Here is a 15322-nt window from a genome sequence, read left to right as displayed (position 1 = left end):
CCCAGGAGAATGGTCGGTAGGACGATTCACTGACAGGTGTGGGACAGAAACTGTAAACAACACGACGTCCGTCACAGTCCTACGGCAGCCGGGACTGCACGGCGACTGGACAGCACCAGCGCCAACATGCCGATGGCCACCAGCAGGGCCCCGAGGATTTCCGGCAGCAGGGGTGGTTGCCCGAGCCAGAACCAGTGGAACGCGGTCAGCAATAGCGTGCTGAGGTAGATGTAGGAAATCACTGTGGATGCTGCGATCACCCCGATTGCCCGGTGCAGCAACCAGAAGGTAGCCAGCGTGGCGAACAAGGCCAGATAGACCAGCCACAGCAGATCGCCGGCCGACAACAACGCCCCGGTTCGCCAGCCGCCACTGAGCAGGCAAAGCGCGAACAGAAACAGCGAACCAAAGAGCATGTTCCAGAATGTCATGGCCACCGGGCCGCAGTCTTTCAGGCTGTTGGCTTTCAAGCGCTGACTGAGGGGCGAGTACAGCGCCATCGCCAGGCAGCCGACGGCATAGACCGATACTGCGTACTGCGAGGGCCACTCGCCGGGGCCGGCGCCCCTGAGGATCAGCAACAAGGCACCGGCCGCTGCAATCAGCATCGGCAGCAAGCGGCGTCCGGTGCTATTGCCCGGGCTCAGGAAGGCTTCGAAAAACAGGGTCATCAGTGGCACCAGGGTGAACAGGGTGCCGGTGTTGACGGCCGAGGTGTGGCGCAAGGCTTCAAACAACGAGCCGAAGTACACCGCCAGCAACAAGCCGAGCCAGGCATGGCTGAGCAGTCCCTTGGCAGTGACAGTGGTGCGGCGGCCGAGCAGCAGCATCGGTAAAAACGCCAGTGCCGAAAACAGCAGGCGTAATGCGGTCAGCAGGATCGGGTCGATGGCGTGGCTGACTTGCGCCGCGGCGAAAAACGACGCGGCAATCAACACGGCCCACAGCAACATGCCAACGTTGGCGGAGGTAAAGCTGGTGGGTTTCATTGACAGGCTCCCGATCCATCCATGTGGTTGGCGTAGTGCCGTGGATCGAAGCGCAACACCATCAGCATCATCAGCACCATCACGGCGGCCAGGGACCACCAGGCCCATTCGAAACTGCCCAGTTGGTCGCGGATCAACCCGGCAAGCAGGGGCGAGACCCCGGCGATCAGGTAGCCGATGCCTTGCACGAAGGCGGTCAGACCACCGGCGCGCTGCGGGTTGTCCAGGTGATCGAGGGAAACGATCAGGCTCATGGGAAACAGGCCGCCGATGCCCAGCCCCAACAGGCACGGCCACAGCAGACTCAGGTGCTGCGGGCTGAGGACCAGGCCGCAGAAGCCGGCCGTGATCAACCCCAGCAACACCACCAGCACCAGGCGTTTATCGCGGCGGCGGTTGGCCAGGGCAGGGGCCAGCAAGCCAGACAGGACTTCCATCGCTGTCAAGAAGCCCAGCAACAGGCCGGCACTGTGTTCGCTCCAGCCTTTCTCGACGTAGTACGGCGCCAGCCAAGCCAGTACGCAGGTGTAGGACGCCGTACCCAGACCAAAGAAGATCGCCAGCAGCCAGGCGCGGGAATTGCCGGCGAACGATGCCTGGCGCGGGACGCTGATGGTCCGGGTGCTGATTACCGAGCGCTGCGCGCACCAGAACAGCAAAGCCAGCAGCGACAACACCGCCCAGATTGCCAGGCCCATGCGCCAGCTGCCGGTACGGGTCATCACCAAGGGGGCAAACGACGCAGCGATCGCCGCACCGCCCATGATCGAGGTGACGTAAAGCCCCATGAACAGTGAGACGTTATTGCTGAAGCGGGATTTGATCAGGGCCGGCATCAATGCCTGGATCAGCGCAATGCCGACACCGGCGAGCACCGCGCTGAGGATCAGTTCGGCTGCCGAGTCGAGGAACAGGCGTGAGGCGGTGGCCAGGCCGATGATCAGCAGTGACAGCACCACGGTGCGATGCTCGCCGAAGCGTTGGCTGATGTTCGTGCCCAAGAGCATCGCCAGTCCCATGGCCATCACTGGCAGCATGGTCAGGAGCGAGGCGAGGCTGAAGCTCAGCGGGATATCACTGCGAATGCCTGACAGTAGTGGGCCGACGGCGGCCATTGACGGGCGCAGGTTCAGTGCGACGAGGATCACGGCGATCATTAGCCAGAGGGCGGTGCGAGGGGTTGTGCGAGGGGTAGTGCGGACGTTTTCCATGACCAGACCTTGAAGAGCAAGGCAGGTATTAGGCGGCGGGGTGTCGGTGTGGGCAAATCAGAAAGTACTGGGTCGGATTTAGAAATTAAATAACTGTCGACCGTATTCATGGCCGGTGTATGCGGGTTTGCTTTTTTGTGGGAACGGGTTGGGCGGTGCTCCGCTTGCCTGCGAAGGCGGCCTGATAGCCGGCCTGTGTTTTGTGGGTGTACATATCCGTTGTTGTGGTCACGGCTGCTGGCGGTTTCGCCTGACGGCGACTCACTTTTTTTACAAGCGCCTAAAAAAAGTAAGCAAAAAAACGCTTCGCCCCGAGCGTCCGGCCCCTCGCCAAGGCTCGGGGTTCCCTCGACTCCGGCATTCCTCAGGGGGCATCGCTCTCCGGTCGGCTTCGCTCGACCTCCATGCGATGTCCTCGACGGCGTCGAGGGGCTCAGGGCGTGAAGGGGCGGGTGGATCAAGATCAAAAGCCGAATCAAAAGCAGAGCAAAGCAAAGCACAACACAGCAGCCCCGCCTTCGAGAGAAATGCGGGGGCTGTTCAGTGGGGGGGAGTTGACTCAGTGGTTGATTACGCTGGGGTAAACCCTGTGATCAGAACGGTTTGGTCGGCAGGTATTTGCCGTCCAGGGTGATCACGGCGCGGGATCCGCCATCCGGGTCTTCGACTTTCTTGATGTCGAGCTTGAAGTTGATGGCGCTGATGATGCCGTCGCCGAATTGTTCGTGAACCAGGGCTTTGAGGGTCGAGCCGTAGACCTGCAGCATTTCGTAGAAACGGTACATGGTCGGGTCGGTCGGGATGCCACCCTGGAAGCTGCCGCGCAGGGGCACGCTTTGCAGCAGGCGGCAGGCGTCCTGATCCAGTTCCAGCTTGGCGCAGACCACTTCGGCGGCGTCGGCGGGGAGCGGGTGCTGGCCGAGGAGGGCGGCGGTGACGAAGGCCAGGCTCAGGCCGGTGCCATCGGTGAGGTCCTGCCAGGACAGGTTTTTGCGGGCCTTGGTGTCGATGATGGTGTCGGCCAGGGCCAGACGAGGTGCTTGAGCGAATTGAGAGTGCAGCATGGTGATTTCCTATTTCGTTGCGTAAGAAAAACTCTGATCAGGCGGTGAGGACCTGTTTGCGCGTCAGGGCGCAGGTGGTTGGGTGTTCGGCCAGAGGGACAAAGCGTTGGGTGGTGCCATCCAGGGCGGCGATGCACCCGCTTTCGATGTCGTAGACCCAGCCGTGCAGGTTCAGGCGACCCTGTTCCAGGGCCAGTGCGACGCAGGGGTGGGTCTTCAGGTTGGCCAGTTGGGCCACCACGTTTTCCCGGACCAATGAATCCAGGCGGTCTTCGGCCGAAGCGTGAGTACGCGCCGCGTTGACCACCTTGGCCGACTCGGCATGGCGCAACCAGTTGGCGACGGCAGGTAGGTGATCCAGGCATTTGCAGGTGGAGATGGCGGTCATGGCGCCGCAGTCGGAGTGGCCGCAGATCACGATGTCGCTCACGCCCAATACGGCTACGGCGTATTCGACAGTGGCGGACACGCCTCCCGGCTCTGGTCCGTAGGACGGCACGATGTTGCCGGCGTTACGGATGACGAACAGGTCGCCGGGTTCTTGCTGGGTCAGCAGTTCCGGGACGACACGGCTGTCGGAGCAGGTAACAAACAGGGTGCCGGGGCTTTGGGTACTGGCGAGTTGCTTGAACAGTTCGCTGCGCTTGGGGAACGCCTCGCGTTGAAACTTCAGGAAGCCGTCGATGATGTCTTGCATGGCGTGTTTTCCTTGCGTCGTTGATGGGGCAAGGATGAAAGTTTTCGGCTATAGCGTCCAAGATTGGCTTATTATCAAGTCCATAAGTCAGGCCTATAGTTGGAAAGCATGCTGTTACGTCATGTTCGTTACCTGCTCGCCGTTGCCGAGCACTGCAACTTCACCCGGGCCGCCGAGGCGCTGCATGTGTCGCAGCCGACACTGTCCCAGCAGATCAAGCAACTGGAAGACTCCCTGGGGGCGCCTCTGCTCGATCGCTCCGGGCGCACGGTGCGCCTGACCGATGCCGGCGAGGCGTACGTGCGTTATGCACGTCTGGCCCTGCAGGATCTGCAAGCCGCCAAGCGGGCGATGCATGATGTACAGGACCTGACGCGAGGTTCGTTGCGCCTGGCCATGACCCCGACCTTTACCGCCTACCTGATCGGCCCCTTACTGTCGCGCTTCAACAGCCTGTACCCGGGGCTCAACCTGAGTGTCGAGGAAATGACCCAGGACCATATCGAGGCCGCGCTGGCCGAAGACCGGCTGGACATCGGCATCGCCTTCACCGGCCGTCACCTGGCGGACATCGACAGCCAGCCGTTGTTTGCCGAGAGCTTGAGCCTGGTGGTGAGCGAGACGCACCCGAGCCTGACAGGTCAGTTGGTACTGGATGCCCAGGCATTGGCCGAGCAGTCGTTGGTGTTGCTGAGCGGCGACTTTGCCACTCGACAGCACATTGATCTGTATTGCCGCCAGCAAGCCATCGCGCCACGCATTGCCATCGAAGCCAATTCCATCAGCGCGATTGTCGAGATCGTCCGTCGTGGCGCGTTGGCCACCATCCTTCCCCAGGCCATTGCCCATGAGTTGCCTGGCCTGCGACCGTTGGCCTTGCACCCGGCACTGCCCCCGCGCACTGTGGCGCTGCTCAGTCGCAAAGGGGCCTATCGCAGCGCCGCGTGCCGGGCATTTGTCGAGCACGTGGTGAAGGCGGCGAATGTTTAGCCGATCTGCAACCAAGGTTCTTCAAGTCTGGATTTAACGACTTATCGCCCCGTGTGACGCTGCTCAGCCTCTGTGTTCCGCGGTTTACGTTATGCACGGTTGTTCAGTCGACACCCACCCCGAAGCTTCGCCCGGCGCTCCTGCGTCAGGCCGACAGCATCCGTGTCGATTCATGTCCGCCACCGCACTGAACCTGTCTGCACTTCCCTCTGAACTGGCCTTTTGGGCGCTGTGGCACTGTCGCCATGCGCGCCCACCGGATTCGCGCATCCCCTGCTGATTTTTCAGACATATTCACGCCTATGGCGATGGATACACTCGGCAGCGCCTCTGCGCTTGCCTGACGCGGATATACGAGAGCCCTCATGAGTTCAGCCACGACCCCCTTTGCCAACCTGCAAGAAGCCAGGACCTTTCTTGAGCACAACCCGGATATCGAGATGTTCGAGTTGTTCATCCTCGACAACAACGGTGTGCCACGGGGCAAGTTGTTGCACCGCGATGAGTTGTTGGCGGTCTACGAAAGCGGTCGGCCGTTGCCGAGCACTATTCTCGGGCTGACCATCAATGGCGAGGACGTGGAAAACTCCGGGCTGGTCTGGGAAGTCGGCGACATCGACTGCCGTGCCTATCCGCTTAGCGGCAGCCTGCAACGCATGCCGTGGCGACAGATTCCGACCGCGGCGGTGCAGGTCAGCATGCACCCGCAGGAGGGGATGCCGGCCACCGTGGCCGACCCTCGGCATTTGTTGAGCAAGGTGATCGACGGGCTCAAGGCCGACGGCTATTACCCGGTGATGGCGGCGGAGCTGGAGTTCTACCTGCTCGACCAGCAGCGCGACAGTCACGGTCGCCCGCAACCGGCGCGGGACGTCGACGGTGGACGGCCGCGCTCGACCCAGGTCTATGGTTTACGCGAACTGGAACAGATCGAACCCTTCCTCGCCGATCTCTATGCGGCCTGCAAACTCCAGGGCATTCCAGCGCGCACAGCGATTTCCGAGTATGCCCCGGGGCAGGTGGAAATCACCCTTGAGCACCGTGACGACGCCCTGCAAGCCATGGACGAGGCGGTGCGCTACAAGCGCCTGGTCAAAGGCGTGGCGCACAAGCACGGCATGGCCGCGTGCTTCATGGCCAAGCCCTTTGACGACCTGGCCGGTACCGGTATGCACATGCACGTCAGCATTGCCGACAAGGACGGTAACAACCTGTTCGCCAGCGACGCGCCGGACGGCACACCGCTGCTCAGGCAAGCGGTGGGTGGCATGCTCAGCACCTTGCTCGACACCTTGCTGATGTTCTGCCCCAACGCCAACTCCTATCGACGCTTTCAGACCAACAGCTATGCGCCGCTGGCCGCCACCTGGGGGGTGGACAACCGTACCGTGAGCTTGAGAGTACCGGGTGGGCCGGCATTCTCCCGGCATATCGAGCACCGCATCTGTGGCGCGGACGCCAACCCCTATCTGGCCGCGGCAGCCATTCTGGCCGGCATTCATCGCGGCATTCGCGAGCAACGCGACCCTGGCGCACCGGTTGAAGGCAATGGTTATGCCCAGGCCAAGGAGTTGTTGCCCACGGACTGGCTGACCACCCTGCGTACGCTGGAAGGTTCTGCCTGGGCGCGTGACGCGTTTGGCAGTGAGTTCCTTGGGGTATACCTGGCGGTGAAACGCGCAGAGTACCGTCAGTTCATGGGCGAAGTCGGTGAGCAGGACTGGCGCTGGTACTTGCATCAGGCGTGAGAGGGGTTGAATAACTGTCACTGTTTTGAAAAAGCCATGAACCAACTATTTGTTGGCTTCTTTTTCACGAAAAATTGATAGGAGGCTGCTTAAAGTTTGTGCTGTCGTGAGGAACGAATAGTTCGTTCTTTCCTGGCGGCACTTACTTCAGGAATCAGCAGACCTCTCATGTTTAAAGTCAAAGCCGTGCGCCCCGAATGGGTGACGTTGATTGCCAGCGCGTTTTTTTTGGCAGGCTTCAACGCTGTACTCTGGCAACACCTGTTCCAGATTACTGCAAACGATGCCCAGGGCATCGGCATGCGTGTGGCATTTGGCGTGATGATCCTCTGCGGGTTCAACATAGTCCTGACCCTGCTGGCCTTTCGACCGGTGTTCAAACCCCTGTTGATGCTGATGTTCACGGTCAGTGCCAGTGTGGCGTATTTCATGAACCAGTACGGTGTGCTGATAGATGCTGGCATGTTGCGCAACTTGGCCGAGACCAATGCCACGGAAGTGCGTGACCTGCTGTCGCTGAAGTGGCTGGGGTATAACCTGCTGTTGGGTGTGTTGCCATCCTGGCTGTTGTGGAAAACCCCGGTTAGTTATCGTCGCTGGCACCGTGAGTTATTGGCTAAAGTTTTAGTGGGCGTGGCATCGGCTGCTGTTATTGGCGGTGTAGCACTGGTTAATTATCAGGGCTTGTCTTCGTTGTTTCGTAATCACCACGAATTGCGCTTGATGCTGGTGCCGAGCAATTACATTGGTGCATCCATGGGTTACTTGCGTGAGCAGGTGAAATCCGCCCATCAACCCTTCGCCAAGCTGGGTGAAGACGCGCAGCGTGACCCGGCCTGGCGCGGCCATGCGCGCAAGTCCTTGACGGTGCTGGTGGTGGGGGAGAGTGCGCGCGCGGAGAACTTTGGTGTTCTGGGCTATGAGCGCGATACCACGCCGAAACTGGCTCACGAGGCCGGGTTGATCGCCTTTACCGATGTGCATTCCTGCGGTACGGAGACAGCGGTTTCGGTGCCCTGCATGTTTTCCAACATGGGGCGCAAGGACTACGACGCCAGCAAGGCGAAGAATGAAGAGGGCTTGCTGGACGTGCTCAAGCATGCTGGGTTGGACGTGATCTGGCGTGATAACCAGTCTGGTTGCAAAGGCACTTGCGACCGGGTCACCGTGGACGATGTCAGCCATCTCAAGGACCCGGTGTTGTGCGCCAACAGCGAATGCCGCGATGAAATCCTCCTGCAAGGCTTGCAGCATTTCATCGACACCCTGGACAAGGACACGGTGCTGATACTGCACCAGATGGGCAGCCACGGTCCTGAGTACTTCAAACGCTATCCCAAGGAATACGAGCACTTCACCCCCGTGTGTGAAAGCAATGCCCTGAATAATTGCAGCCGCGAAAGTATCGTCAACGTTTACGACAACACACTGGTCTATACCGACTATGTGCTCTCGACCCTGATTGACCTGTTGCGCGGCAATCAGGACAAGGTCGATACCGCGATGCTCTATCTGTCGGACCATGGTGAATCGCTGGGTGAGTACAACCTGTTCCTGCATGGCACGCCGTACATGCTGGCACCCGAGCAACAGAAGCATGTCGCCATGCTTGCCTGGTTCTCCGACAGCTATCAGAAGTCGTTCTCGATCGACACCCATTGCCTGCAATTGAGCCGGGACAAACCCCTGAGCCAGGACAACCTGTTCCATTCAATGCTGGGTCTGCTGGAAGTCGACACCCGGGTCTACAACGCCGGCCTGGATATGTTCGCCGGTTGCCGGGGCGCGGTGGTCGATGGCGTATTGGCCAGGGATTGAGTGGGGTGCCCCTTATTTCATGCACCCGCCATCCGGCGGGCTTGCACCGTTAGCCAACAAGAGTCGCCCGTCATGGCAGCGCAGCTCCCATCCTCCCTCGAGCGTGAAATCGCCGGGCGTTACCGCCAGGCGCATGCCTGTGCGTGCGTAGCACCGCAACCGCCAAGTACCTGGACCGTGCCGACCACCACATGGCCCTGCTGCAAGAGTGCCAGCGAGTCAGTCGTGACACGGTGATTGTTTCGGTACGCCTCGATGGTGGGTTCATGCCGGGGCGCGATCAGGCTCAGGCGAAGCTGTCGCTGGTGCGGGCGCGTCCCCGGGTCAGGAAAAGCACGGTCGAGGCCGAGTTCAAGGCCGCTGGATTCGAGATCGTCAGGCATCGGGACTGGCTGGCGGGCTTTGCCGCGTCGCGTATTTACATGCTGCGCAAAGCCCCTCAGGACTGATGTGTCGAACGGCGTTTGCGCCACGGTGAGTGATTTCGCTCGTGCTCTTGCATCAGTGGAGGCGCGGAAACTGCCGACGGCGATATATACTGCGCGCCATTCTTCAAGGGAGAGCCGTGTGGCCATCGATATTCACTGGATTCGCGACAACGATAGCCTCGGTCAGTTTTGCGCCCAATGGCAGCAGTTGCCGTTCGTCGCCCTCGACACTGAATTCATGCGGGTCGACACCTTTTATCCGATTGCGGGCCTGCTGCAGATCGGTGATGGCGAGCGCGCTTACCTGATTGACCCTTTGACCATCGACAATTGGCAGCCACTGGCCGCATTGCTGGAAAACCCGGCAGTGGTCAAAGTGGTGCATGCCTGCAGCGAAGACCTCGAAGTCCTGCTGCGCTTGACCGGCAGCCTGCCAGAGCCCCTGTTCGATACCCAGTTGGCCGCCGCCTACCTGAACCTGGGGTTCTCCATGGGCTACTCGCGCCTGGTGTCGGAGGTGCTTGGCATCGACCTGCCCAAGGGCGAAACCCGTTCGGACTGGCTGCAACGCCCGCTCTCGGAGACCCAGATCAGCTACGCCGCCGAAGATGCCGTGCATCTGGCCGAGGTGTTCGTCCGTTTGCGCGCCAAGCTGGCGGACGACAAGTACGCCTGGGTGCTGGAAGATGGCGCGGAGCTGGTGGCCAACCTGCGCCGCGAAGTCGACCCGTATGAGGTGTACCGCGAGGCCAAGCTGGCCTGGAAACTGTCGCGCGCGCAACTCGCGGTCCTGCGCGAACTCTGCGCCTGGCGCGAGCGTGAAGCCCGTGCCCGCGACCTGCCGCGTAACCGTATCGTGCGCGAGCATTCGTTGTGGCCGCTGGCCCGTACCCAGCCGGACAACCTCGCGGCACTGGCTAAAATTGAAGACATGCATCCGCGCACCGTGCGTCAGGACGGTGAGTTTCTGCTGGACCTGATCAAACAGGCGGGCAGCGTCCCGCCTGAGCAATGGCCGCCAGCCGTGCCGGAGCCATTGCCAGTCGAAGCGGCAGCGCTGGTCAAGCGCCTGCGTGCGCTCGGTCAGGCAGAGGCGCAGCGGTTGAACATCGCCCCTGAACTGATGCTACGCAAGAAAACCATGGAAGCGCTGCTCAAGAGCGGCTTCCCGAACGGTCCTTACCAATTGCCTGACTCGCTGCGTGGCTGGCGCCGCGAGTTGATGGGCCAGGCCTTGCTCGACAGCCTGGCCACTGCCGGAGAACAGCCTTGAAACGTATTTGTTCCATCTACCGCAGCTCCAAGAAAAACGAAATGTACCTCTACGTGCTCAAGAGCGATGCACTGGAGCGTGTGCCGGACGCACTGATGGCGGCTTTCGGCAAGGCGATCCACGCCTTTGACCTGGTACTGAGCCCGGAGCGCAAGCTCTCGCGCGAAGACATCTCGCAGGTCCTGGAAAACCTCGAAACGCAGGGCTATCACCTGCAAATGCCGCCGGCCGAAGACGAGTACATCGAGCACTTGCCCGAAGAGTTGCTGCGCCGTAACGATCCGGTGTGATCGGCCGCTGTAGAGGCTCTGTCCAGGGCCTCTGGCAACAAGGGAATTGATTTTTCTGGCAAGGGCCGCCGAGGTGCTATACGCCCTCGGCGGCCCTGTGCACTGTTTTTGAAGGTTTGAACCATGCGCGTTCTGATTGCTGAACACGACCACGCTGTGTATGCCCAACTGCTGCGCGAGGCGGCTCCCGAGCTGCAGGTACTGACCAGCGGCGACTCTGCCGAGCTGGCCAGTCTGGCGGCCGACTGCCCGGTGTGGCTCGGTCAACCGGACCTGCTGGCGACCCTGTTGCGCCAGGGCCACCAGCCACAGTGGCTGCAGTCGACCTGGGCCGGGATCACGCCGCTGCTGGCGGAGGGCTTGCCACGTCACTACCGGCTGACCCGTGCCGTGGGCATTTTTGGCCAGGTCATGGCCGAATACGTACTGACCTACATGCTCGGCCACGAGCGTGAAGTACTGGCGCGGCTGGTCAGCCAGGTCGAGCGCAAGTGGGATAACCGTCTGGGCCAGAGCCTGGCCGGGCGCAAGGTGCTGATTGTCGGGACCGGTGACATCGGCCAGAGCGTGGCGCAGTTCCTGTTGCCGTTTGGCGTCAAGCTGTACGGTATCGCCAGTGCCCCGCGCGAGCAGGCACCGTTCATCGAAGTGGCGGGGCTGGAAGACCTGGGGCGCCTGGTGGGGGAAGTCGACTACGTGGTCAACCTGTTGCCCAACACCCCGAACACCCACGACCTGTATGACGCCGCGCTGTTCAAGCAGTTCAAGTCGACCGGCTTGTTCATCAACGTCGGACGCGGTGTGGCGGTGGTCGATGCGGATCTAGTGGAAGCCTTGAAAGAAGGGCATCTGGCGGGCGCGGTGATCGACGTCTGCCGTCAGGAGCCGCTGCCGCAGCGTCATCCGTTCTGGACCGCCTGGGGTCTTTTGCTGACCGGCCACAGTTCGGCGCCGACGTCACCGTCGATGATGGTGCAACTGTTCGTCGAGAATCTGCGGGCGTATCAGGCCGGTGAAGCGCTGCGCGGGGAAGTGGATTTCGCGCGGGGTTACTAGCTCCACGGCGCTCGAATGTGGCGAGGGGGCGTTCCGACAAGCCCTCTCGCCACAGGCTTACAGCGCGACTTACAGGGTGAAGTCGCCTTCAGCCGCCAGTTCGCTCAGCGGCACGCGCGGGCTTGGCACTTCACGGGCCTGCAGGTACTCGGCCAGGGTGGCCTTGTCACCCAGCTTGCCGATCGCGACGGCGGCGTGCAGCGCGTAGCCTTGCGGAATGTTCAGCTCCTTGCGGGTCAGCTCCTGGTCGAAACCGGCCATGCCGTGGGTGTGCCAGCCACTGAGGGTCGCTTGCAGGGCCAGGTGGCCCCAGGCCGAGCCCGTGTCGAAGGTGTGCCACAGGGCCGGGGTCTCTTCCTCGGCGCCCGGGGCGGTGAAGGTGGTTTTCGAGATCACGATCACCAGGGCCGAGGCGTGTTGCGCCCAGCCGCGGTTGAACTCGTTCAGCAGACCCAGGTAACGCTCCCAGTTCGGCGTATCACGGCGCGCGTACAGAAAACGCCACGGTTGCGAGTTGTAGGCCGACGGTGCCCAGCGCGCGGCTTCGAAGAAGCTCAGCAGGGTTTCTTCAGGGATGGTTTCGCCGGTAAAGGCGCGCGGTGACCAGCGGTCGGTGAACTGTGGGGCAATGGCGTATTCGGCAACGCGGGGATTGGCGCTCATCAAGAAGTTTCCTGGCAACGTTTATGAGTGGGCAGTTGAGTAGAACCGGTGCGCGCGGTGAGCGGGGCAGTGAGGTTTTCGGACCCTTGGCGATTCACCGTGATGCAACGCGTTAGCGCGTTAATGGCAGCCTGGCATGGGCCGCTGCGATCCGCCAAGCTACTGCGCCGGCTGAAAACTGACAAGTGCTCTTGTACCGACAGTCGCCAGCGCTTGGCCCAAGGGGCTGCGGGCACTAGACTGGCGGCCTTTTCTCCACCTGATGTAGATGCTTGAGCCATGGCCGCCAAAGTCGAACCTTTCTGGATACGCAAAACCCTCGAACAACTCGATCAGCAGGAGTGGGAGTCGTTGTGCGATGGCTGCGGCCTGTGCTGCCTGCAAAAACTCGAAGATGAAGACGACAACAGCGTCTACTACACACGCATCGCCTGCAAACTGCTGGACCTGAAAACCTGCCAGTGCACCGACTACCCGAATCGTCGCGATTCGGTGCCCGACTGCATCCAGCTCACGCCGGGCAAGGCCGATCAATTCAAGTGGTTGCCGCCGACCTGCGGCTACCGCCTGGTCAGTGAGGGCAAGGACCTGCCGCTCTGGCACCACTTGGTGTGTGGTGACCGCGACGCAGTGCACCACGAGCGAATCTCGCAGTCCGGGCGCATGCTCGCCGAGGGCAGCGTGCCGGAAGATGATTGGGAAGATCATCTGATTTTTCGCGCAGGTTGAGACCGGCGCGTTGTACGAATGAATCACGAGGGAGTGTGTATGGCGGTAGGGGTGCGATTGCCGACGGCATTGTCGCTGTTGGTGCTGGGGTCGCCAGCGTGGGCGGTCGAGAAAGTGAATCTGGATTACCACGTGCGCTTGCTGCCGCAAAGCGATCAGGCCGAAGTGCGCTTGACGCTGGCCCAGGGCTCGGCCGTGCGCAGCCTGGATTTCGACCTGGGTGATGGCAGCCATTACAGCGACTTCAAGGCCGATGGCCAGTGGCAGCTTGCGCCCGGCAAAGCCGCGCGCGGCGTCTGGCGTCCGGCGGCCGACAAGGCCAGCCTGACCTACCGCGTACGCATCAGCCATACACGCAAGAATGCGGCCTTCGAGACCCGCATGACGCCGGGTTGGGCGTTGATGCGCGGTGACGAGCTGGTGCCGGCTGCGCGCCTGGATCAGCGTGACGGTGTTGAACTGGTGGCGCGCCTGGAGTTCGAGTTGCCGTCCGGCTGGAAGAGTGTCGAGACCGCCTGGCCGCGCATCGGCAAGAACCGCTTTCGCATCGACAACGTTTCACGATTGTTTGACCGGCCCACGGGCTGGATGCTCGCCGGCAACCTGGGCAGCCGCCGAACGCGCCTGGGGGAGACCGACGTGACGGTGGCTTCGCCGCGCGGGCAGGGCATGCGTCGGATGGACGTACTGACGATGCTGACCTTTGTCTGGCCGCAAGTGCAGACGCTCTACCCCCGCCATCCCGGCAAGCTGTTGATCGTTGGCGCCTCGGACCGGATGTGGCGCGGTAGCATGGCCGGGTATGAGTCGATCTACCTGCACAGCCGCCTGCCGGTGATCAGCGAAAGTGGCAGCAGCCCTCTGATCCGCGAGTTGACCCAGACATTCGGGCGGATCAGCGACCAGGACCGCAGTGACTGGATCAGCGAAGGGTTTGCCGAGTACTACGCCATCGAGTTGTTGCGTCGTGCCGGTGGCATGAGCGATGAACGGTACCAGGTGTTGGAGAACTCGATGCATTCGCTCGGGCAGAAGGCCGGCACCTTGCGCGGGGAGCAGGCCAGCCCGGCGCAGGTCGCCAGGGCGGTGTTGCTGCTGCAGGAACTGGATCGCGAGATTCGCCTGAAAACCCGTAACAAGCGTTCGCTGGACGACATGCTCCGAGGTGCCATGCACCTGGAGCAGGTGAGTACCCAGGCGTTCGTGGCGCTCGCCGAAAGCGTGATCGGCGAGCCGTCGAAGGTGCTCGATACCGAGCTGCTCAGATAACCTGAGTCAAACACAGGGTGATGGGGTGTTGCTCAAGCCCCGGCTTCAGGCGGCTTCAATGGATCATTGCCGGTGACCGTTGCGGTGTGGGTGGGCGCGTCTGCGTGGGGCTTCAGGGATTTCAGCTCGTCACCGGTGCGCTCGATTTTCGCCCGCGCCTTGTCCAGGTCCCGGCGGCCTTGTTCCAGGAAACTTTTCGCCGAACTGTGGCCGGTGATACCCCGTGCCAGTGCCACGCCGCCGAGTGCGACCTGGACCAGGCCGAACAGTCCACCACGGCGCAGGCCCTTGCCCACCATCACCACGCCACCGGCCAACGAGCCGATGCGCTCCCAGCCCTGGACATTCTGTGTGGCGGCTGCCTGGTCGATAGGTTCCACGCGTTTGAACTCGCTCATGATCTGTCTCCTCAGGGGGCACTGGATAGAGAGCTTACTGCGCAGGCAGTCGACTCGTTCCGTTGGCGGTGCAACCGGTCAGCGAAATTTCGGACCGGAGCGGGTGTTGTTGCCCTTGGCCAGGCGGTCGTAGAGCACCACATTGACGGTGGCGGCCAGGTTCATGCAGCCGGTGGTCGGGATGTAGACCACGTCTTCGCACCACTCGCGGATCTCTTTGTCGAGGGAGCCATCTTCCGGGCCGAAGATGTACAGCGCGCGATCCGGGTGGGTGTATTCCGGCAGGGAGCGGGCGCCCTCGACCAGTTCGACCGCGACCGGGACGCAGCCCAGGGGCAGGATCTTTTTCAGGTCGTCGATGCCGATCAGCGGAATGTCGTAGTGGACTTTCTTGGTGTCGGTGACGAAATCGGCGGCGCGCTCATAACGTTTACCGGTGTAGAACACCGAGGCCACGCCATAACAGCCTGCGGCGCGCATCACCGAGCCAACGTTCTCCGGTGATTTGGGGTTATACAAACCAATGCAGCTGTACCGTTTGTCTGCCACGAGCGGGGTGCCTTCGGGAAAAAAACGTGATTATACGGGGATTGGGGGAGGGCGGTCAGATGATCGTTCCCGCGCTCTGCGTGGGAATGCTGCCAGGGACGCTCGGCGTTGCGCTTTGGATGTGACGCAGAGCGTCACGGGATGCATTCC

The 15322-nt window shown here is 61.7% G+C and carries 16 protein-coding genes; 9 read left to right on the top strand and 7 right to left on the bottom strand.

Features of this window, described 5'->3' with window-relative positions; all coding sequences use genetic code 11:
- Positions 1-71 precede the first annotated feature (71 nt).
- From CKW29_RS12820 to CKW29_RS12805, 4 genes are all read right to left on the bottom strand, one after another.
- A complete protein-coding gene (locus CKW29_RS12820) occupies positions 72-989 on the bottom strand; it encodes a DMT family transporter (RefSeq protein WP_095145564.1) in 918 nt (305 codons plus the stop codon).
- Entirely contained in the window at positions 986-2200 is a 1215-nt protein-coding gene (locus CKW29_RS12815) for a cyanate transporter (protein WP_095145565.1), read from the bottom strand. The genes CKW29_RS12820 and CKW29_RS12815 overlap by 4 nt, the downstream gene beginning before the upstream one ends.
- A 593-nt stretch (positions 2201-2793) precedes the next feature.
- Complete coding sequence (gene cynS / locus CKW29_RS12810; protein ID WP_095145566.1) at positions 2794-3264, bottom strand: cyanase; 471 nt, start codon at positions 3262-3264, stop codon at positions 2794-2796.
- Between the two features lie 37 nt (positions 3265-3301).
- On the bottom strand, positions 3302-3961 hold the full coding sequence (locus CKW29_RS12805) for a carbonic anhydrase (protein ID WP_095145567.1): 660 nt from the start codon (positions 3959-3961) through the stop codon (positions 3302-3304).
- Positions 3962-4069: 108 nt separating this feature from the next.
- Here CKW29_RS12805 and cynR point away from each other — a divergent pair, with 108 nt between their 5' ends.
- The 7 genes from cynR to CKW29_RS12770 all read left to right on the top strand — a co-directional run bounded on the left by cynR (position 4070) and on the right by CKW29_RS12770 (position 11564).
- Positions 4070-4951 (top strand): transcriptional regulator CynR, encoded by an 882-nt coding sequence (gene cynR, locus CKW29_RS12800; RefSeq protein ID WP_095145568.1) that lies wholly within the window; start codon positions 4070-4072, stop codon positions 4949-4951.
- A gap of 365 nt (positions 4952-5316) precedes the next feature.
- On the top strand, positions 5317-6699 hold the full coding sequence (locus CKW29_RS12795; RefSeq protein ID WP_095145569.1) for a glutamine synthetase family protein: 1383 nt from the start codon (positions 5317-5319) through the stop codon (positions 6697-6699).
- Between the two features lie 168 nt (positions 6700-6867).
- Positions 6868-8517, top strand: a complete 1650-nt coding sequence (locus tag CKW29_RS12790; protein ID WP_095148622.1) for a phosphoethanolamine transferase — start codon at positions 6868-6870, stop codon at positions 8515-8517.
- A 143-nt stretch (positions 8518-8660) separates the two neighbouring features.
- Positions 8661-8966, top strand: a complete 306-nt coding sequence (locus CKW29_RS12785) for a hypothetical protein (protein WP_095145571.1) — start codon at positions 8661-8663, stop codon at positions 8964-8966.
- Between the two features lie 118 nt (positions 8967-9084).
- Positions 9085-10218, top strand: a complete 1134-nt coding sequence (gene rnd, locus CKW29_RS12780) for a ribonuclease D (RefSeq protein ID WP_095145572.1) — start codon at positions 9085-9087, stop codon at positions 10216-10218.
- Positions 10215-10508: a YcgL domain-containing protein gene (locus CKW29_RS12775; protein ID WP_095145573.1), complete on the top strand. Its 294-nt coding sequence runs from the start codon at positions 10215-10217 to the stop codon at positions 10506-10508. The genes rnd and CKW29_RS12775 overlap by 4 nt, the downstream gene beginning before the upstream one ends.
- 123 nt (positions 10509-10631) lie before the next feature.
- Positions 10632-11564 carry a D-2-hydroxyacid dehydrogenase gene (locus CKW29_RS12770; RefSeq protein WP_095145574.1) on the top strand — a complete coding sequence of 311 codons (933 nt, stop codon included), beginning with the start codon at positions 10632-10634 and terminating at the stop codon, positions 11562-11564.
- Positions 11565-11633: 69 nt separating this feature from the next.
- On the opposite strand, the gene CKW29_RS12765 is transcribed toward CKW29_RS12770, so the two are convergent.
- Complete coding sequence (locus CKW29_RS12765) at positions 11634-12227, bottom strand: nitroreductase family protein (RefSeq protein ID WP_095148621.1); 594 nt, start codon at positions 12225-12227, stop codon at positions 11634-11636.
- A 279-nt stretch (positions 12228-12506) separates the two neighbouring features.
- On the opposite strand from CKW29_RS12765, the gene CKW29_RS12760 reads away from it, so the two are divergent.
- Both CKW29_RS12760 and CKW29_RS12755 read left to right on the top strand, forming a co-directional pair.
- On the top strand, positions 12507-12956 hold the full coding sequence (locus tag CKW29_RS12760; RefSeq protein ID WP_095145576.1) for a YcgN family cysteine cluster protein: 450 nt from the start codon (positions 12507-12509) through the stop codon (positions 12954-12956).
- 39 nt (positions 12957-12995) lie between these two features.
- Positions 12996-14225, top strand: coding sequence for a hypothetical protein (locus tag CKW29_RS12755; protein WP_095148620.1), 1230 nt, complete (start codon positions 12996-12998; stop codon positions 14223-14225).
- Positions 14226-14257: 32 nt separating this feature from the next.
- Here the strand turns inward: CKW29_RS12755 and CKW29_RS12750 are convergent, their stop codons facing one another.
- Complete coding sequence (locus tag CKW29_RS12750) at positions 14258-14623, bottom strand: DUF2892 domain-containing protein (RefSeq protein ID WP_095145578.1); 366 nt, start codon at positions 14621-14623, stop codon at positions 14258-14260.
- A 78-nt stretch (positions 14624-14701) separates the two neighbouring features.
- Positions 14702-15172 carry an RNA methyltransferase gene (locus tag CKW29_RS12745; protein WP_095080264.1) on the bottom strand — a complete coding sequence of 157 codons (471 nt, stop codon included), beginning with the start codon at positions 15170-15172 and terminating at the stop codon, positions 14702-14704.
- Positions 15173-15322 lie beyond the last annotated feature (150 nt).

It is taken from the genome of Pseudomonas sp. Irchel s3a18 (assembly GCF_900187535.1).
In the GTDB taxonomy this organism is placed as follows: domain Bacteria; phylum Pseudomonadota; class Gammaproteobacteria; order Pseudomonadales; family Pseudomonadaceae; genus Aquipseudomonas.
The sequence above is the reverse complement of the archived record's forward strand: the minus strand, read 5'-3'. Positions and strand labels throughout refer to the sequence as shown.

Excerpts from the sequence above, each read along its gene's own strand:
- CKW29_RS12820 (WP_095145564.1), bottom strand. The coding sequence starts at position 989 with ATGAAACCCACCAGCTTTACCTCCGCCAACGTTGGCATGTTGCTGTGG.
- CKW29_RS12815 (WP_095145565.1), bottom strand. The coding sequence starts at position 2,200 with ATGGAAAACGTCCGCACTACCCCTCGCACAACCCCTCGCACCGCCCTC.
- cynS (WP_095145566.1), bottom strand. The coding sequence starts at position 3,264 with ATGCTGCACTCTCAATTCGCTCAAGCACCTCGTCTGGCCCTGGCCGAC.
- CKW29_RS12805 (WP_095145567.1), bottom strand. The coding sequence starts at position 3,961 with ATGCAAGACATCATCGACGGCTTCCTGAAGTTTCAACGCGAGGCGTTC.
- cynR (WP_095145568.1), top strand. The coding sequence starts at position 4,070 with ATGCTGTTACGTCATGTTCGTTACCTGCTCGCCGTTGCCGAGCACTGC.
- CKW29_RS12795 (WP_095145569.1), top strand. The coding sequence starts at position 5,317 with ATGAGTTCAGCCACGACCCCCTTTGCCAACCTGCAAGAAGCCAGGACC.
- CKW29_RS12790 (WP_095148622.1), top strand. The coding sequence starts at position 6,868 with ATGTTTAAAGTCAAAGCCGTGCGCCCCGAATGGGTGACGTTGATTGCC.
- CKW29_RS12770 (WP_095145574.1), top strand. The coding sequence starts at position 10,632 with ATGCGCGTTCTGATTGCTGAACACGACCACGCTGTGTATGCCCAACTG.
- CKW29_RS12765 (WP_095148621.1), bottom strand. The coding sequence starts at position 12,227 with ATGAGCGCCAATCCCCGCGTTGCCGAATACGCCATTGCCCCACAGTTC.
- CKW29_RS12760 (WP_095145576.1), top strand. The coding sequence starts at position 12,507 with ATGGCCGCCAAAGTCGAACCTTTCTGGATACGCAAAACCCTCGAACAA.
- CKW29_RS12755 (WP_095148620.1), top strand. The coding sequence starts at position 12,996 with ATGGCGGTAGGGGTGCGATTGCCGACGGCATTGTCGCTGTTGGTGCTG.
- CKW29_RS12750 (WP_095145578.1), bottom strand. The coding sequence starts at position 14,623 with ATGAGCGAGTTCAAACGCGTGGAACCTATCGACCAGGCAGCCGCCACA.